Source organism: Shewanella sairae (assembly GCF_023283535.1).
Lineage (GTDB): Bacteria > Pseudomonadota > Gammaproteobacteria > Enterobacterales > Shewanellaceae > Shewanella > Shewanella sairae.
The window spans coordinates 106,576-126,819 of sequence record NZ_JAKILT010000001.1; the positions used below are offsets into that span (position 1 = coordinate 106,576).

The window sequence follows — 20,244 nt, forward strand, 5'->3', positions numbered from 1 at the left end:
TAAGCTCAGTTGATTAAACCTAACATGACGAGATTGGATAATTCGAGCCGATTAAACTCGCTCATCTTTGCCAAAAGCTTCATGGTAGGCAATCATAAAGTCTTCTCTGATCAACTGCTCTAAATGAATGGCCTGCTCTGTGGGGCAGAAAATCATAATATGCACAAACTGCTCACCGTTAATGCCACTGGTAATGTGGATGTGCGGCTCTGCGCCTGGTAAATCGACACCAGCATGTTTTTCTATCACGCTGTTATAGCGCTTGGCAACTTCACTAAACTCTTCACAATGTGCTTCTATTTTTTCATATAGCTCAGCAAATAGCGGATACAAGTTAACAAACTCAACCACTGTGATGTTGAAGTCATGGTAAACATAGCGCTTCATAAAGTTAAGATTTTTTACCGCATAACTAAAGAACATGCTGTTTGGTAGGGTGGCTGTTTTACCAGTGAAATGGTACTGACCGTGGTGTAAGTCAATCTCTTGAATAACCGTTGCCATTAGGTTGTGTTCAATCACCTCACCGCATATTTTGCCCACCTCAATCCAGTCACCAATCACAAATGAACGTGAGCTTGCTCTTTGTATCGAGCCGGTAAAGCATAAGATGATTTCTTTCGAGGCAACAACAAAGGCGATGGCGATAGCCGTTACCGATAACGCAAATTTACTGATCTCTGTTTGCCAGAGCATAAATAAAATCACAATGATTAAAATAAAGGTGCCGTTTTTAGTACGCGACATCCATTTACGCTGCACTTCAGTTAAAAAAGCGACATCACCACGAATTCTTGAGATCACTAAGCGTTTAATCAACGAAATCAGTACGATGATTAACACAGTCAGTAATAGTTTATGGTTTAGTAAAAAGTCGACCACTAAGGTTAGTTGCTCCACGATATCCTCTTGTAACTCTTATTGTTGTGATTACTTATTAGGCATTGTTGTTTTTAGCAAAGCGATGCACTAACAGAGATAAAGCTCACTCTAAAGTCATCATAGTCAAAAAACAAGTTAAGGCCTGTTCTGCGCTGGATCAGATTGATAACGACTTACCCAAGTTGAGCAATTGAGTGTTGCAGCTTAAAGCTGAAAACAGCTGTTATAGTCCAATTTAGCGGAATTGTTGTGAATAAAATGTTATTTTTGTGAAATTAATTCCGTGTAAAAAGTTCGTCTTATTTATTGATTTTATTACGGTTAATAATTATGACACCTGAGTGAAATAAGTCAGCCATATTATTGAAGTCTTTTTGTCATATCCAAGTATTAGGTTCATCTGCCAATTAACACATACTTTTAATCCGTCTTCGGAGATGACAATGGACTTGAAACATATTTTTAAACTTGGCGCACTATCAACTGCAATGGCATTAGCGGGTTGTGGCGGTGACATCAACATTAATACCGGTAGTGAAGAAGTGGTGACGGAAATACCAACGACGACGCCAACACAAAGCGCGCAGGCTACAGCTTATAGTGGTTTTGCAGAGCGTAATACAAGTCTTTCTGTAGATGGCAAAGAAGTGTGGACATTAAAGGGGTCGTTAGCGCCTTCAACATCTGCATCGACAATAGGCAGCGGTGATACCGGTGGTCAAGATGCTGACACCATCGTGTTAGGTAATGATGTTGTTTGGGAGCTGGACGGTGCCGTTATCGCCGGTGGAGATAAAGAAAGCAGCGTTAAATTAGAAGTGCGCGCAGGCACCAAAATTATTGGTGGCAGCGACTCTTATTTAGTGGTTAGCCGAGATTCAAGCATTCATGCTGAAGGCTCACAAACGCAGCCAATTGTATTCACCTCTAAAGAAAGTGCGCTTGGGCAACCCGGTGAAGCGGGGCAGTGGGGCGGCTTGGTGTTACTGGGTAATGCACCAGTTAATACTTGTCCAGATTTAACCGCATGTGACGCAGCATTTGAAGTTGGCAGCCACAACTATGGCGGTGACGACACTGAAGATAGCTCAGGCACATTAAAGTACGTTCGTGTCGAATTTGGTGGTTTTAAAATTAACGATACCCAAGAAATGAACGGGATCTCGTTTGCTGCAGTAGGTAGCCAAACAGTCGTTGACCATATTCAAGTTCACCTTAATAACGATGATGGTGTGGAATTTTGGGGCGGTAACGTATCAATCTCAAATGTGGTACTCACCGAAAACTTCGATGACTCACTCGACTGGACAAATGGCTGGCAGGGGAGTGCGCAGCACGTTTATATTCGCCAAGCAGATAACGGTTCTAACCGCGGTATTGAAGCCGATAGCAGCAGTGATGCCTCTGCAACGCCACAATCTCAACCTGCTATTGCTAACGTAACTATTGAAGTCGCTAATGGTGAAAATAGTGGTGGTGACGACGCTGAAGGTATTTTATTCCGTAAAGGCACGGGTGCTCACGCTTATAACGTTTTAGTCAAAGGCGATGTTAACTCGGGTGAGTGTTTAGAAATTAACGATGACAACACTGTGGTGAGCACACAAGATGGCGCACTCACTATGCAAAACAGCTTGGTCGACTGTGTTGAGCCATTTAAAGATGCCAAGGTCGATGCTGAAGAGGGACGCTCATTGGCGCTTGATGTTGAAGCTTGGTTCTTAGGTCAAGACGGTAACTTAGCGGCGGCATCGGATCTTAACGGCTATATGCCAAATAGTGGCTCTGTTGCACTCACAAGTGGCGCAGCTAACTTAAGCAATATGGATCAGCGTCTAACGGATGCGCCATACATAGGGGCATTTGACGGCACTAACGATTGGACCGAGGGCTGGACTACAGCCATTCACGGTGATGCAGCGCCAACGCCTGTTGCCCTTCCTGTTCTGACCTCATGCCCAGTAGGGACAAGTGCTGAAAGTGTTGTATCTGGGGTTTATAAAGATGACAGCATCAACTTAGTTTGTACCTTAGAAGGCAATGTGACGAGCAACACCACACTGCTTGCTGGCGAAAACGTGATGTACAAGATTGATGGCGGCGCAGTGGTTGTTGGCGGTGATAATACTGACTCTGCAACATTAGCTATTCAAGCTGGTACTAAGTTATTTGCGACTGACAACAGTTATATTGCAGTAAGCCGCGGCTCAAAGATTATGGCTAAAGGTAGCGCCGAGCATCCTATCGAAATGACCTCAGAGCAAGATGTGATCATGGGCGCAGAAGGTTCGCGTGGTCAATGGGGCGGTTTAGTTTTACTGGGTAACGGTCTAACTAATAAGTGCGATGATCCAATGAGCTGTGATGTGGCGTTTGAAGTGGGTGACTTCCCTTATGGCGGTAATGACAACGCTGATAGCAGCGGTCAAATTAGCTACGTAGTGGTTAAGTATGCAGGCTTTAAAGTTAACGATACCCAAGAGATGAATGGTATTTCGTTTGCGGCAGTCGGCAGCGGCACTCAAGTTGACCACATTCAAGTGCACGCCAATGGCGATGATGGCGTTGAGTTCTGGGGTGGTGCAGTCAACATGAAGTATGTGTACCTAACAGAAAACTTCGATGACTCACTCGATTGGACTAACGGCTGGCAAGGTAAGGCGCAGTTTGTCTATATCACCCATGAAGATGGCAGCGCTAACCGCGGTATTGAAGGTGACAGCCATAAAGGCAGCGGCGACACGCCAGTGTCTAAGCCTGTGCTGTCAAATGTGACTATTCTACCGGGCGTTGATATTGAAAATGCCAGTGGCGATAAAGGTGAAGGGATCTTACTTCGCGTGGCTACCGCTGCATCATTGAATAACGTCTTAGTTCAAGGTCGTAAAGGGTCTACATCAACAACAGAAACCGGCGAATGTTTAGAGCTTGATGGCACTTATGCTGACCTTGTCGATAACGTGACTAACAACGAGCTGACTATTAACCATTCGGTGATTGATTGTAATGAGCCATTTAAGTACAGCTCTGACAATGCTGCCACAGCCGATGCCGTTAATGTTGAAACTTGGTTCCTAGGTCAAGCTGGCAATAGCACTGCTGCTGTATCAATTACTGATGGCATGCCTGCTACGACTGATACCACGCTACTTGGGCAAGGTATTGATATGAGCAGCGATAGCTTCTTCGAATCAACCGATTATATCGGTGCATTCGATGGAACTAACGACTGGCGTCAAGGTTGGACTCACTCTCCAAAGTAAATACTCAAGCTAATTGAAGCTGCCAAGTCTTAGTGCTTGGCAGCCTATGAGTATGTTTATCGTGTCATTAAAAGCCGGGTTATAGCGGCTTTCATTAAATCGCTACAGGATAGTAAGTATGAAAACCAAGCCGAACTTTACCTTAACTAAGCTCAGCCTTGCTGTTGCATCGGCAGTTTCTGCAGCCAGCTTCTTTGCTGCACCGACATTTGCTCAAGAGCAACAGTTAGATAATGGTGAAGACTTTCCGATAGAGCGCATTGAGATCACTGGACGTTTGCGTACCGCTTCTTCTGAAGCGATGGAAGAGCGTCGAGAGCAAGTGGCAGTAGCCGATATTATGGGCTCAGAGCAAATTTCTCGTACTGGTGATAGTGACGCCGCAGCGGCGCTGCGCCGTGTAACGGGTCTGACGCTTAAAGATGGAAAATTTATTTATGTACGAGGGCTTGGCGAGCGTTACTCCAGCACCTCATTAAACGGTGCGGTAGTGCCATCACCCGATCCAACACGTAACGTTGTTCCGCTAGATATGTTCCCTGCATCAGTCATTGAATCATTGTCAGTGCAAAAGTCGAGTACTGCAGAAATGCCCGCGGCATTTGGTGGTGGACATGTTGATATCCGGACTAAATCTATTCCAGCAGATTTTTATTTTAAGGCGTCAGTTGGCACACGGTTTAATACTAACGACAGTCAAGATACCTACACTTACCAAGGTGGGGACGATGATTGGCTGGGCAAAGATGATGGCACCCGTGCCATGCCTGCAAGTATTAATCAAACGGTTGCTCAGTTTGGTGGTATTAGCCCAATTGACATTGTTACAGGCTCAAACGGTCAAATCGACTTTCAGTCAGCGCAGGCTATGAACCGCCAGCTTGGCCTGGATATTAATCGCGATATGACAGTGCGCCAAGAAAGCACCGACCCTGGGCTTCGTGGCAATATTGCAGTGGGCAATAATTGGGACATTGGTGAAGAATCGATTTTTGGTTTTATGGCCGCAGCATCGTATAAAGAGCAAGCGGAAAACTACACCAAGCTTGATGTGGAGCTAGATGGTGACGCAAGCCAAGCACAAATCGAAAATCAGAAAAACATTGTAGGTACCGACTCGATAGTGCAGCTTTCTGGCATGCTGAATATGGGCTTTGAGTTCAATGTGGACCACAAGATAGAGACCTTCAGCACTTACCTAAGAGATACCTCGGATGATGTGTCAGTTGCGATGGAAGAAACCATCGATACCTTAGGCGAGCCTAATGCGCTGCAGGTTTATAACATTGATTATGAAGAGCGCACCCTGATAAGCAACCAAATTAAAGGCCAACATTTCTTTGAGATGTTGTGGGACTTAGAAGCCAATTGGATGTACTCAGATGCTCGCTCAGAGCGCTATGCGCCTAATGAGTTATCTTACACATACAATGTCATTGTTGATGATGCACAGCAATTTAGCGCTAGAAACCTTAATACGCAAGATGCGCCTAAATATGTCTACAGCCAGTTAGAAGATGACACCACTAACTATGGTTGGGATCTATCGATGCCGTTTGAGATTGGTGACACCATATTGACCTTAAAAGGGGGCTATCAGTACTTTGAGCGCACTCGAGAAAGTAACGCGACGCGTTTAGGCTTGGATGTGGACTTAAGCCCTACTGATCCTAATGGCGATATTTTATCGCAAGAGTTTGCTGACATTTTCAGCGATGACAATATCGCTAATGACACTTTAGGCTTTGAGCTTAAAGATGCTTCTACCGACACTGAAGATTACGTGGCAGCGGAAAAGCTAGACGCAGCATTTGTCAGTATGGATGCGGATTTTGACGATGTATGGCGTTTTTATGCCGGAATACGTTACGAAGATTTTCGTCGAGTCACTTTGCCAATTGACCCACAAGGGGAGATCTCGGATGAAGGGGGGCGTTATGAGTTAACGGATTACGTTATTGCTGAAGATGGCTGGTTCCCATCGATGTCATTAACGTGGAAAGACAGCGACACGACGCAGTGGCGTATGGGATTAAGTAAAACCATTGTACGTCCCGATCTGCGCGAAGTCTCGCCGGTACGTTTTCAAGACCCTGTGACTGGTTTTGACTTTTTCGGTAATCCTGAACTCGAAAGCTCAGATATCTATAACCTAGATCTGCGCTGGGAATGGTATGGCGATAGCGGCAACAACTTAAGTGTAGGGGGCTTCTATAAAGATATTGAAGCACCTATCGAACCTATCCAACGGATCTCAGAAGCTGGGCGTCAGCTTAAGTTTTACAATGCTGATTCAGGCTATATCTACGGTATTGAAACAGAGTTCTTGCAGTCATTGAGTATTATTGGCGGTGATGACAGTGTTTGGAGCCACTTCTTTGTCACAGGGAATTTGACTTTAAGTGACTCAGAAATTGAAATTTCGCCAAATGGTGAAATTGACCCAACCAATAATAGCCGCCGGATGACGGGGCACTCTGAATGGGTAACTAACTTACAGCTAAGTTTTGATTCACCGGATGAACAGCACAGTGCCACCTTAGTGTATAACGTGTTTGGCGATCGCATCGCTTATGGTGGTCGTGGCGGCTTAGATGATGTGTATGAGCAACCTTTCCAGAGTCTTGATTTTACCTATAGTTTCTTCCCGCTTGAAAGTTTAGCGATTAAGTTAAAAGCGAAAAACTTACTGGATTCAGAGACGGAATATGAGCAACAGGGCATTAGGGTCTACGCAAAAGAGCCGGGCACTGAATATACGCTCGATATTAGCTATCAGTATTAAAAAGCACCACAAGCACTAGTGAGAGAGTATTCCGCTAGCAAACGCCGTAAACGTTTATAATCCTTTTCGTTTTCGGTACCTAAGGCCACTTTTTCTGGACAAAAAAGTGGCCTTTTTACTTTCATAACCTTTCATGTTTTTTATTTAAAATCACACGCGGTAGCCGTATGATTATCATAGATAAATAAATCTCTGAATAAAGCGCGCTTTATTTGGGAACCTTGGCAAAATAACTCGAGTCTTTGCATGAAAAAGCCATTACCAGTGCTGTATTCACTTAGAAATTGCCCCTATGCTATGCGCGCAAGGTTGGCGATATTTGCATCTGAGCAAACGGTTTGTTTGCGCGAAGTGTTATTGAGCCAAAAGCCCGCGCAAATGCTAACAGCATCGCCTAAGGGAACGGTGCCTGTATTGGTGCTCCAAAATGGCGAGGTGTTAGAGCAAAGCCGAGATATTATGCAGTGGGCGTTTACGCAAAGCGATCCCAACAACTATCTACTCCATCAGCCTCTTGCTAATGGCAAGCAAAATGAAGCGGCTACATTGCAGCAATTAATGACTCAGTTTGACAGCGAGTTTATCCCCCGCTTAGAGCATTATCGCAGCGCTAAACGCTATCGAGATCCTAAGTTATTGCAGCATCGCACTGAGTGTGAAATTTATTTGCAAAAGCTAGAATCGCGTTTAACTCAGCACGACTTGTTATTTGGTGAGCAGGCATGCCTTGCAGATCTTGCGATTATGCCTTTTATTCGCCAATTTGCTCGAGTAGAGCGGCAATGGTATCTGCAGTCGCCTTATCCTGAGGTTCGGCGCTGGTTAGATGGCTATTTGCAAAGTGTTATGTTTAGTAAAGTCATGACGCAATACCCGGTATGGAAAGAGGGTGAAAATGAGACGTTATTTAATACAGCCTAAAAAAGACAACAAAAAAAGCCCACAAAACGATGTGAGCTTTTAAGTGACACCGCTAATAGCGATAGTAAGTTACTTGAGTTGAAACTCAGGGCGATAGCTTTGCGGCAGTTCAAATACCTTGTGCTCACCACTTAGTGGGCAGATAAAACTCAAGTGGCATGAGGTTAGCTGCAGGTTAGGCGTATTGTCGCTGCCATTACCATGCTGTCTATCACCGACAACAGGGTGACCTAAACTTGCCATATGGATACGTATTTGGTGTTTACGTCCAGACTCAATTTTCACCTGAACTTTCGACTGATTTAGCTCACTGTTGTACTCGAGTACATGAGCGTGGGATAACGCAGACTTATTGTCGACATCACTATTAATGGTGATATTGCCGTCAGGAAACTTCCCCTCAACAATGACCTGGTAAAATTTATCCAGCGCGCGAGTTTCAAATAAGTGGGCAATGGCTGCAGTCACTTTTTTACTGTGCCCGAGCACGATAAGTCCGGTTGCAGCTAAATCAAGACGATGAATGATATAAGCACTGCGTGCAGGCTCAAGTTGAGTTTCTGCAAAGCGATTGATGGTCGTATGGTCGCTCCATTTTGAGCCTTGGCAACGTACACCAAACGGCTTATACCAAATACTGTATTGGCCTTGGTCAAATAGCAGCTCTGGCGCAGTAACGACTTCATCTAGCACGGCTTGGTTGTAATAGAGGTGCAGTTCATCACCAACCTTTAATGGTTTTTTAGCTCGGCGTAAACGATTAGTTTGCTTACCATGACTATGCCAAACCGCGCCTTTTTGCATGGCCTGCTTAATCACTTGCTTGGATAAACCGGTTTGGTTGGCAAGTAGAGTCGCAGCATCGACTTCGTTCGACTCGACTTTGATATGGGTTTCTATTTTCAACGGGTTCATGTTTGACTATGACTACAAGGTGTTAGGTAAGCTATAGCTCGATTTTACATGATTATCTATGAATTTGCTTACCTCTGAAGTGGCTAAGTTATCTCTCGCTGGTTAAACACGCTTATTGCTGTGCATCGTTTGGGTAAAATCAAAGGCTAACAAGTCGTGATGATGAAAATTTAATGCAAATTGTCTTGTTCTAGGTAGCTGCTAGGCTTAGTGTTTAGTTAATTAAGGTTGCGGTAATGCCGCTAACTACTCAGCGAATATGGTACTTGCGAATACGTTCGCGTGATTTAGGTTGAGTTAAGCTTTGGCATTTTCGATGAAATAGCAAATGGAGTGAGTTATGAGCACGCAGTTGGCATTGAGAGTAAAAAATTGGATTGAGCATGACCCTGATCCGCGGATGCAGCAAGAACTGCAACAATTAGTTGATTCAAATGATATTACAGAGCTGGAAGCGCGTTTTGCTGGTAGGCTCGCATTCGGTACCGCAGGGTTACGTGGTGTAGTTGGGGCGGGTCCTACACGTATGAACCGTTTAGTGGTGCAGCAAACATCTGCAGGTCTTGGCGCTTATTTGAAGGGGCAAATCAGTGATGTGGCGACCCGTGGCGTCATTATCGGTTATGACGGTCGTCATGACTCAAAACAGTTTGCTCAGGACGCAGCAGGAGTATTAACTGCAATGGGCATAAAGGTTTATCTTACCGCTAATGTTGCAGCTACGCCGCTGGTGGCCTTTGGCGTATTACATTTAGGCGCTGCAGCTGGCATTGTGGTGACCGCGAGCCATAACCCGCCGCAATATAACGGTTACAAAGTTTATTGGGGCAATGGCGCGCAGATTATTCCGCCTCATGATAGTGGTATTGCCGCTTGTATAGATAAAGCCGCGACAGAAGCGCTGACCTTGCTAGAAGCAGATAAAGCACAAGCGGCAAATCTGTTGGTGATGCTTGAAGATGAATTTTATCAAGCGTATCGCCAAGGCGTTAAACAAGCGGGGGTATTGCAAAATCACACCCAACCAGACTCGGTAAGTTTAACTTATACCGCAATGCACGGTGTGGGTAATGAGATGGCACTCAATGTGCTAAAAGATGCTGGCTTTACTAAGGTTTACTCGGTTGCGGAGCAAGCGCAGCCAGATGGCGACTTCCCGACGGTTAATTTCCCTAATCCAGAAGAGAAGGGCGCCATGGATATGGTGATTGAAGAAGCGAAAAAGCACGGGGCAATGCTGGCTTGTGCCAATGACCCTGATGCAGACCGTTTTGCCGTTGCAGGGCGTAACGATTCTGGCGAATACCAAATGTTAACGGGTGATCAGGTCGGTGTGCTTTTTGGTCATTATTTGCTGACGCACGCTAATGAAAACGAACGCCTAACCTGCACCACCATTGTCTCGTCGAGCTTATTATCAAAAGTGGCTCATAGTTTACAGGCAAATTGCCGCACTACACTCACAGGCTTTAAATGGCTGACAAATGTCGGTATGAGCGAAGAAACGGATGACAATCGTTTCTTATTTGCCTATGAAGAAGCCTTAGGCTACACAGTGGGCTCAATGGTGTGGGACAAAGATGGCTTATCGGCTTTAGTGGCTTTTGCTCAATTAACCGCAGAGCTTGCCAGCAAAGGGCAAACTATTTGGGACCGTCTAGAAGCCATTTATCGCGAGCATGGCTTCCATCTCAATGATCAGGTTAGCATAGCGTTAAAACCAACAACGCCGAATATAGGTGCTTATTTACGCCAAAACCCGCCTGTAAAAATTGCCGGACATGATGTTGTCTCGACCGATGATATCAGTATTGGCAAGCGTCTGTTTGCCGATGGTTCCAGCGAGGAGATAGCGCTGCCTGCAAGTGATGTATTGATTTATCGTTTGCAAAATGGCGCTCGAGTGATTGTTAGACCATCAGGTACTGAGCCAAAAATTAAATGCTATTACGAAGTGGTTGAATTAATGACTGACCAAGATAGTTTAGCAAGTGCTCAGCAACGAGCCCAAAGCGAGATGGCGCGATTTATCAGCGCTCATCAGGCTGATTTACCAAAATAAAATGCGTCATTTTGTCCATTGAGGTAAGCGGTGGATCACGCTTTTATGGAATATAGGGATGAGCGGTAAAATTACGTTAACCAAATATTTTATTTAAGTTATTTTTGTTATTATGGTTCACGAAATCTGCATTGAAAGTTGAATAATGATTCGCTTTTGATGGGAAGTGGATATTAATAATAAGAGCAAGAATATTTATGATTAGGGTATGGATAGGAATAGTACTTTGGATCGTAACCTGCTCTTCCGATGTGTTTGCGGCAAAGGAAGAGATTAGACCCTTAGTGTTATTCCAAGGAGAGGTTGCTGAAGGTTCATTTCTGCAAATGGTGGAAAAGGGAGTCATAGAGTTTGAAAATGTGACTTCAATTCCCGTTGTGCAAAAACGTTTGCCCCGAGGTGATGAGCTTTACCTAAAAGAGCTTGAAAACAGCGCCAAGGAAGGTTTTAGTCCAATCATAGTACAAGATTCTAATTCATTACCGCTTTTTGCCAATATTGCCAAAGCTTATCCTGCTACAAAGTTTATTTCTTTAGATGTTGCTTATGATGTGCCGAATATTTTAGCCCTTACGTTTAATCATGCTGAGGGCGCTTATGTCATTGGATTTATCGCAGGCTTAAAAACTAAAACCAATAGAGTAGGATTTATTGGCGGGATCGATATTCCCGTTATTAATAATTTTCGTTGTGGCTATGAGTTGGGTTTACAACAAGCGAATGCTGATATCACCTTGGTCAGCCGCTATATTAATAAGGGTACGTTCTCATGGGATGATTTAGAGTCTGCTCAATCATTGTCTGAAGAGATGATTAACGAAGGAGTGGATGTTATTTTTCCGGTTAGCGGTATGGCCAGTAAAGCGGCTATGGACACCATGAAAAAGGCCGGTCCTCATTACTATAGTTTTGGTATTGATAGTAATAGTAATGCAGATTACCCAGAGACATTGCTTGCCTCGTTTGAAAAACGCTCTGATAAGGCTATTTTTGCTGCTTTGATGTTGTTAAAAAATGGCATATGGAATAGCACAGAAAAGCACTTTGGTATTAAGCAAGGGATAATTGAAATTACAGCTAATCCTCAAAATTCTGAGTTAACTGCTAGCGATCGAGAAAAAATTAACGAGCTGGTTACTCGATTAAAGGGAAAGAACAATACTATTTCTCGTGAAATTCTTACCCATTGTAAGGTATGAGAATGAAAAGACTTTCTTCTCATGTAATCATGCTTTATATCGTGTTAACTCTGGTGCCATTGTTGATTATCGGCGGATTTAGTGTTGCTAGAAGCTATATCGCAGAGCAACAACAATGGACAAATTTATACGATAAAGTACTTTTGCAGCAATTAATTAATGCTGAGAAATCCTTGACGGAGTTTGATCTTGCCTTAGCTGAGTTAGTGGTTAATGACTTTTCCCGTTTAGACTATATTCGCTCGGTAAAGCTTGAGTCTAGTTTGTATGCGATGAAGTTTGCAGAGGTGATTAACTTTGATACTCAGTCAAAAAATTTAACGCCGCTTGCTTATCCTATCATTGACCGTCAAGGCAATGAGTTAGGGCAATTAGTTATCTATAAAGATAAAGAAGCGTTTAGTTCGCACATCATTTATTCTGTTTTACCTAAGATCATATTTTTTGTATTGCTGGTGAGTTTTATCTCATTCTTATTTAGTCATAAAATTTTGGCTATATTGAAAAAACCCTTTAAAGATGTGCATAATTTTACAGCGCTAGTCGCCAGTGGTGATTTTAAATCGCCTCCGCCAAATCACCATGACTTTATTGAAATTCATGCTATTTTTTCATCATTAGAAATGATGCGTGTGCGTTTACTTGAGTCTATAAATCAATTGAGAAAGAGTGAGGAAAACTACTCGCGAACATATAACTTGACCCAAGTGTGTTTATTCGTTGTCGATGTGAAAACCTGTAAAATCGTCAGAGCAAATCAAACTTTTACCAAGTTAGTCAGTGATATTTCGGTGGTTAATATCCATCATGCCGATCGCTTACAGCGTTTTGTCTCTATGTTGCTGGAGCGCAAAAGCAGTCATAGCTTTGAGTATACTATTAGCGTTAAAGGTTTATCAAAACACTTCCAGGTTAACCATTCAGAGCGAATACAAGATGAAATTGAATGCTCCGCAATGGATATTAGTGAACTGATTGAAGCGAGAGAGTCTGTTGTGATGCAGTTACAGACAGATGCGTTAACGGGGATCCCTAACCGTGTTAGTTTTAACCAGTTTGTACAGCAAGTTGAAAATAAGGAGCATCCGCAGTTTGCTTTAATGATGTTAGATTTAAATGGCTTTAAAAGTATTAACGATACTCATGGTCATATAGCGGGTGATGAAGTATTAAAAGTGACGGCTCTGCGCATAACCGACAATATTCCAGCATTTGCCCGCGTGTATCGTTTAGGCGGCGATGAATTTATTATCAGTCTAATTGGCGAGCATTCAGAAGTTCAATTAGGTCAAATTGCACAGAGCATAGTTCAGCAGGTTGAGGCTTCCATCCCATTTAATGACGAAAAGCTGTTAGTTTCATCGAGTATTGGCATTAGTTGTCATGATGAGCGGAATGGGGTTTCAGTTAGCGAAGTCTTTCATGATGCTGATATTGCGATGTATCATGCTAAAACTAATCGGTTGCCACCGGTGTTTTCCAATGACTTGTGTGCGGCGTAACTGGCGATATTTGCTAGTTATGAAGTTTTAGAGTTGTAAGGATAGGTATGTAAAAAGAAAGCCCCTTTATATTAGTAAAGGGGCTTTTGGGTTAATGACTATTTCAGAGAGTCAATTGTTTCTGGTTTGATTTCTGGAATGGCAAGTTCTAGCGACTGCACATACGCAACGCCGCTCGCGGTAATACCCCCCTCGTAGTCGCGGGTGCCGTCAGCTGTGACTACAGATACTTCACTAGGGTTCCAAGATTCAAAGAAACTGGTTAGGTCGTAGCGCGACACTGAAGATGCACATGCCATCAGTAAGTCGCCTTGGCTCAATCTTGCTGAGTTTTGCGCAGAACAAGATGGATTATCGATGTTACGTGCTTCGCGGTGCATCATCTTAATCATGTTCCAGCCTTCATCATCGCCATAGTAAGACGGGATAGCGTCAGCGGCAAAGTGGTCAGCCACTTTGAAATGATCTTCTGCCCAAATCTTTAACTGTGCGAACATCACCAAACGTGACCCTGCATCGCCGTGACTCCAAACATGACCATCATCACGACTAATCAACATTGGCGCTTTTTGGATATCAGTTTTAACGCGATCCATTTCGCCCATGCCGTTATCGCGCTGCTCTTGCATATAAAGTGCAAGAATATTGTTAGCAACTTCGGTAGCGCCTTTGACATTGAACGGTGCGGCTGCGAGGTTATGGCCCACTTCATGCCATAACAACCAGTCATTGACCGGATTGGTTGGAATGGTGTTGCGGCTGCGACTGTAGGTTGTGCTCATCACTGGGTAACCAGAGTGGGCTGCACCAATTGATATTTGCGCGTCATTGACAAAGCGATGGCTATGCTCAGGTAATAGCTCACCAGTAAAGCGCATATTACCTTCAGAGTTATCGCGAGCGTGGAAGTCACTGGCTTTTTCTGCAAAGTCATTCATGCCTTCACTGAATATCTCGATGTCAGTGTTAATGACGTTGTTAACTGGGGTCGTATAAACAAACTGACCTGTTACCACTTCAGCCAGTGGTACTTCGCTATTCACTTGGTTTACCCACTGACCGCCTTTCCAAAGTGATGCTTTGAGTACACCCGTAAAACTAAACTCAACGCTGTTGGCTTCGAGTGTTTTAGCTGGCTTGATATAAATCAGACCACCATAAGGTGCAACAATCTCAGTGGTAGCACCTGCTTTATGGCTCCAAGATTTTTGTACGCGAGAAGGGCGCTTTAATGCGAGTTCATGCTGGTGCTTACCGGTAACATCATCTACCAGTGCCACAGTAATGGTTGCATCGTGATTACCACTAACTGTTACTACATTGCGCTTAACGGCCCAAAGACCCGTTGATTGCATGTTGTTAGCTGTGCCAACGACAGCATTGTTGAAGGTTTCAATCTGCACTTCAGCTGTGCTGCCGGTATCTGCAGTATTACCTGGGTAGATGCTGGTATCGACGCTAATATCATTATCCCAATATGAGCGACCCAGCATTATCCGCGTAAGTGGCTTTTCTTGGTAGTTAAGTGGGTAGCTAGGATTAAGTTCACCGGTTGCAGTCAACATGTTATAACTTTGCATTTTTGCAAAAGTCTCTGCAGCACAAGCATTGTCTGGTTGATGTGCATCAGAGGTATAACAGTTTAAAAACTCAGTGGCTTGTTTAAACCCAAGTTCATCTTGTACGCCAGGTTTATAGGTGTACTGCTCGTCATTCCACAGCCAGATAGATAAGTTGTCATAGGTTTGGTTTAACTCGTTAAGTGATAAACGTGCACCTTCTACGCCTTTACTGCGATAGTAAATTTCGTGTTGGTATAACTTTTCTACGTTGGCGCCAAGGTTTGCCGCTTTGACCATAGTAGAAATCACATCTGGGCTGATTTCATAACGGGTAAATCTAGGGCGGTAATATCTATACCCAGTACTAAAACCATGGCCTTTACGAGTTTCGATACAGCCAATTTCATAGTCATAACTCGAATCAGTGCACTCTTGCACATCAGGGAACTCAGCCTTGATTTTAGCTACTGCTGCTAGTCGTTCAACCTCTGTTTTAGCGCTGATAAAGGCATAGTTATTATGTTCAATACCTTGGTCATCTAGCGTTTTGTATTGGGCTACCCCAAAACTAGGCTTGTCTATTGGCGATGGAAAAGTGACCGTACCATCTTGGTTGATGACAAATTTAGACATATCATCGAACTTTTCATAGGTCACGAGTGTGTCGGTTAAGCTACCGCGTGGGTTCGGCGCGCGTGACTCACAGTAATAACTCTCGCCACAATAGCCCTGCTTTGTACGGGCTAAGTTAGCACCGCCTAAAGAGATCCCCGCAGCATCGGCTAAACGCGCAATAGGTTCAGGGTTTAATTGCTCGATAGCATCCATGAATAAGATATTGCCGCCAGCATTAACATATTGAATTAAATCGGTTATGTCAGTAGCGGAAAGTAATGGATTAGTTACATCAGCAAGTACCTTTACGCTCATGCCATCGCCAAATAGGCCTGTTTCATAAGCTTGAAGAATCAGTAAAGGTGTCGTTGAAGGGCTTAGTCCACCATATCCACCAGTGGTGAATACTTCACTATTCAGTTTATATGAAGGATCAATAGTAAACTCATACTGCTGGTTTGAATTGACTTGTGATTTCCATACTTTACTAATGTTGGTACCAACATTAATGCTGGTTTTACCATTATCATGTTCAGGTACGAACCAAGTGAACATGTTGCTAAAGAAGCGAGGCATACTGCCGTTGTCTTTACCTGCATCTTCGCCGCCGGCCCAGTAATTGGTCGGATGACTCAAAATATTGGGGTACATGCTGTTCCCCATAAACACAACCTTGCCTTGACCAATCTCACCGGCAGTGACGACGGGCAAATTGTATGTGGCGGTGTCTTTGCCCACTATTTCAGGACGTTTAAGCGCAACATCTGAATTAACATCGATTATCTTTGCATCAGTCACATAGGGGAAACCGTCATCACGACGATAAGCCTGCTCAGCACCAAATGGCAGCCAGTAGTTCACATCGTTACGCGGCATTAGCACCGGGAATGCTGTGTTGGCTGTGTTCATTGAGCGCATAAAGCGGGTATAACCTACCTCACCATAAAAAGCTGAGTTATCGTGAAACACATGGAACTGATCAACACCGCTATAGAGCTGAGTTAATGTATTGGTAACATATTGACCTTTTTGCAATAAAGGCGCAGCTAGCTCACGTAATCCAGCCGGATTTTGGTTTAATTCAGCATCAATAATTTGCGCTAAACCGTTATCAAATTGAGCGTTAAACTCGTTCGGTACGCTAAATTGCGTATCTTCAATTTGTGCACCGTTAGGTAAATTGATATTAATAATTTCGTTAATTACGTTCGGGTATTGCGCAAAAACACTGTGTACATTGTCGCTGAAAGTGACTGAATCACTGCTGTTATTCGCATAGCGATTAATCAATGTATTAATGTTTTGTTTAACGATTTCGTTTTCAGAAACGTCAGACAGCTGATATTCAACTTGGTTACCTTTAACAGAGCCAAAGGTAAAGGTATCTAAGCCAAATGTAATCGTTTCGCCCCATACATAAGAGATTAGACCGCTTGAGTCGGTGATCCCGCGAGATGACTTAGTGTAATAGTTTATGCCAGCAATTGGCTTACCATTGGCATCAGCTAAAATACTTTGAGTGTCAACTAAACTGTCCTGACTTGGCTTATAGGTATAAGCATCTTCTGCAGAGGCAGAGACGAAACCTGCGTTAATGTCTGGCTTAGCCCCAACTGAGATTTCAGGTGTAAGGGTGTTATCAACATGGGAGCTCGGCGCTTTATCTACTTCATCGGTTTCTTCTCCCGCTGGTGGATTCACAAATGCTTCAATGGTGATTGGGTCATTTATTGCAAATAATGGCGCAACGTCATAGACGTCAATTTCATCCAGACAAATCTCATCAGTTAACGCAGGGCAAGTACTGACTTTTGTCATCACTCTAGCGCCATCTACAACACTGATCTCATGTTGCCAATCATTTTTCATGTCTAATGCCATGGCATTATGTGTGTCGCGTGTCCAGCCTTCGGGCAAGGGGATATCTTTGTTTAGCAATTCTAACGAACCAAAGTAACAGCTAACATTATCACCGTCTTTAAACGTAAACTGACCTGTTGCACCGAGCTCTTGATCATTACAAGTAATTTGCCCTGATAACGCTTTACCATTTAATAGCAGGCTGCCTTGGTAGGTCTTTTTAGCAGGAAGGATTTCAGTTGGCGGAATGACTTCAACTTGGCCCGCAAAGCATTGCTTATTGGTGTAGGTTGTTTTAGCCGCGGTTAAGCTGGTTAATGCGGCTTCACAGGCATCAGCACTTGGGAAGATATTCTCTTTAAGCTGACTGTTAATTAGAACTTTAGACTCTGCGCTGCAGAAAAAGTGGTCATCAGTCGATAGTGTGCTGGTAAAGGTATTTTCACAGAGTTGGTCATCGATAATGTCAAATAACGGCGTCGAGGGTTCCAGTGGAATACTTGGAATGCTAGGGTCGACCGGAATAGACGGCTCTAACGGAATACTTGGAATGCTAGGGTCAACCGGAATAGACGGCTCTAACGGAATGCTTGGAATGCTAGGGTCAACCGGAATAGACGGCTCTAACGGAATGCTTGGAATGCTAGGGTCGACCGGAATAGATGGCTCTAACGGAATGCTTGGAATGCTAGGGTCAACCGGAATAGACGGCTCTAACGGAATGCTAGGAATACTCGGTTCGCCAGGAACTGAAGGTTCATTGGAATTATCGTCAGATGAACAGCCGATCATAAGGTTGCTTATCACTACAGCAAGTATAAGTTTTTTCATTCATTTTTCTCATCGCTAAAAGCAAAGTTGCTTTCTCTAAACGCTATCTTTTAATAGCGTTTAGAGAAGAGGGCTTTGAGCGAGTGTAAACAGCGGTACGTTAGCGTTAATAAAAAGGGGAGCAGATTTAATATAAAGACGACAGGAAAGTTTCAAAATTTAGTTTTTTAGTGGATATCCAGAAAAATAGGCAGGGTATTATCTCAATAAACACTTAAAAAATATAATTTTTATTTTGTTAAGTGATTAATAGTAAAGGTTAAATCTATATTGTTTTTTTGGGGGATTCTATTGCTCTTTTTTAGCCTTAAGAGCAATAGAATGATGCGTTTCTGCGAGGGAATAGCCCTAAAGACGGGTCTATAAAAACGGGCGAGTTGAACTATGATTGCGTCGAATAAGCGTTAGCGACCTCTTCACTAATAATTGCAATACCGGCACGCATTTTTGCTTCATCTTGCACATAGTTCATGCGCAAACATTGACACGCATGTTCCCAATCATCTTCGAGTCCAAAGAAGAAATACTCACCAGGCACAATTAATACCCCGCGCTCTTTTAAGCGCTGATACAGCTCCATGGTAGTAATCGGTAATTCATCAAACCAAAGCCAAAGGAACATGGCGCCTTCTGGTTTATGAATTCTAAAGCGGTTATCACTAATCGATTGCTGTAACAGCTCAACCGCAAAGGCCGATTTTTGCTGGTAAAACGGCTTAATGACGGTTTCGCTTAATTTAAGTAGATCACCAGAATCAATCATGTGTTTAGCAATCGCAGGGCCAAAGCCGCCTGGAGCTAAACTGATAATCGCATTGAGGTTAGATAGCGCAGCGGTGATTTCTTCACTGGCAATCACAATGCCAGTGCGCACGCCAGGCAAACCAAGTTTCGACAGGCTCATACACAAGATGGTATTGCTGTTCCAAAATGGCGTGACGTCTTCAAAAATGATATTAGGAAACGGCGTGCCATAAGCGTTATCAATGATCAGCGGAATATTATTGGCGCGAGCGAGTTCATCCAGTTTTATTACTTCATCGTCAGTAAGCACGTTGCCTGTTGGGTTGGTTGGTCGAGACACACAAATTGCCGCAACTGAATCGTCAATGGTGAGTTGGTCAAAGTCTACATGGTATTTAAACATGCGATTATCGAGCATCTCGATTTCAGGACGATAAGAGACAAAAATATCATCATCTAAACCTGCATCGTTATAACCAATATACTCAGGGGCTAATGGCAGTAGTATTTTCTTGTGGCTGCCATCAGTTTGTTTACCGGCTAATAAGTTAAACAGATAAAAAAAGGCGCTTTGGCTGCCGTTGGTTAAACTGATGTTCTTTTCGCTAATATCCCAGCCATAGGTTTGTTTGAGTAAATTAGCTAAGGCGCTTAAAAAACTGTCTTTACCTTGAGGACCATCATAGTTACTGAGGGCGGCAACTAACTCGCCCTTAGCCAGCATATCTGCCGCAGCTTGGTTAAAATAATCTTGCATTGCTGGAATGTTTGCTGGGTTGCCTCCCCCGAGCATGATCGCGCCAGGTGTGTTTAAGCCGTCATTAAGATCGTCCATTAATTGGGTAATGCCGGAGTAACGATTAAATTTTTCACCAAACTTTGAAAACTGCATGCCATCTTTTACCACTATTGCCTAAGTATGCTTGTAGTAACAAGACTCAGAATAAAGTGCACTCATTTTTTCAGTTTTTAGTGACTAATTTGGCATTCATCATGGTTTACTGAATAAATCGTAAAATTTTTGTTCAATTGCTCAGTTTTAATCAACTGTGTGCAGTTGAGCGCGGGCTTGATTGCTGATGGATAATGCAGTCGATTTACTC

Annotated in this window: 10 protein-coding genes; 6 read left to right on the forward strand and 4 right to left on the reverse strand. The window is 43.5% G+C overall.

From position 1 onward, the window contains the following. Window positions 1-51: 51 nt before the first annotated feature. A complete protein-coding gene (locus L2748_RS00460) occupies window positions 52-900 on the reverse strand; it encodes a mechanosensitive ion channel family protein (protein ID WP_220782147.1) in 849 nt (282 codons plus the stop codon). A 425-nt stretch (window positions 901-1,325) separates the two neighbouring features. Here L2748_RS00460 and L2748_RS00465 point away from each other — a divergent pair, with 425 nt between their 5' ends. The 3 genes from L2748_RS00465 (at window position 1,326) to L2748_RS00475 (ending at window position 7,851) form a co-directional block, all read left to right on the forward strand. Next, window positions 1,326-4,145 (forward strand): hypothetical protein, encoded by a 2,820-nt coding sequence (locus L2748_RS00465; RefSeq protein ID WP_220782148.1) that lies wholly within the window; start codon window positions 1,326-1,328, stop codon window positions 4,143-4,145. A gap of 118 nt (window positions 4,146-4,263) precedes the next feature. Further along, a complete protein-coding gene (locus tag L2748_RS00470) occupies window positions 4,264-6,930 on the forward strand; it encodes a TonB-dependent receptor plug domain-containing protein (protein WP_220782149.1) in 2,667 nt (888 codons plus the stop codon). A gap of 246 nt (window positions 6,931-7,176) precedes the next feature. After that, the gene (locus L2748_RS00475) at window positions 7,177-7,851 is read left to right on the forward strand and encodes a glutathione S-transferase (RefSeq protein ID WP_220782150.1); all 675 of its coding nucleotides are present in this window, start codon (window positions 7,177-7,179) and stop codon (window positions 7,849-7,851) included. A gap of 69 nt (window positions 7,852-7,920) precedes the next feature. On the opposite strand, the gene L2748_RS00480 is transcribed toward L2748_RS00475, so the two are convergent. Further along, window positions 7,921-8,766, reverse strand: a complete 846-nt coding sequence (locus L2748_RS00480; protein ID WP_220782151.1) for a pseudouridine synthase family protein — start codon at window positions 8,764-8,766, stop codon at window positions 7,921-7,923. Between the two features lie 340 nt (window positions 8,767-9,106). Between L2748_RS00480 and L2748_RS00485 the strand changes: the two genes are divergently transcribed. From L2748_RS00485 to L2748_RS00495, 3 genes are all read left to right on the forward strand, one after another. Beyond that, window positions 9,107-10,828 (forward strand): phospho-sugar mutase, encoded by a 1,722-nt coding sequence (locus L2748_RS00485; protein ID WP_220782152.1) that lies wholly within the window; start codon window positions 9,107-9,109, stop codon window positions 10,826-10,828. Between the two features lie 197 nt (window positions 10,829-11,025). Continuing rightward, entirely contained in the window at window positions 11,026-12,027 is a 1,002-nt protein-coding gene (locus L2748_RS00490; protein WP_220782153.1) for a BMP family ABC transporter substrate-binding protein, read from the forward strand. 2 nt (window positions 12,028-12,029) lie between these two features. Next, window positions 12,030-13,529: a GGDEF domain-containing protein gene (locus tag L2748_RS00495; protein WP_220782154.1), complete on the forward strand. Its 1,500-nt coding sequence runs from the start codon at window positions 12,030-12,032 to the stop codon at window positions 13,527-13,529. 98 nt (window positions 13,530-13,627) lie between these two features. On the opposite strand, the gene L2748_RS00500 is transcribed toward L2748_RS00495, so the two are convergent. Next, window positions 13,628-18,397 (reverse strand): SslE/AcfD family lipoprotein zinc metalloprotease, encoded by a 4,770-nt coding sequence (locus L2748_RS00500; RefSeq protein ID WP_246616202.1) that lies wholly within the window; start codon window positions 18,395-18,397, stop codon window positions 13,628-13,630. A gap of 382 nt (window positions 18,398-18,779) precedes the next feature. Then, window positions 18,780-20,033 (reverse strand): valine--pyruvate transaminase, encoded by a 1,254-nt coding sequence (locus L2748_RS00505; protein WP_220782155.1) that lies wholly within the window; start codon window positions 20,031-20,033, stop codon window positions 18,780-18,782. Between the last annotated feature and the right edge of the window lie 211 nt (window positions 20,034-20,244).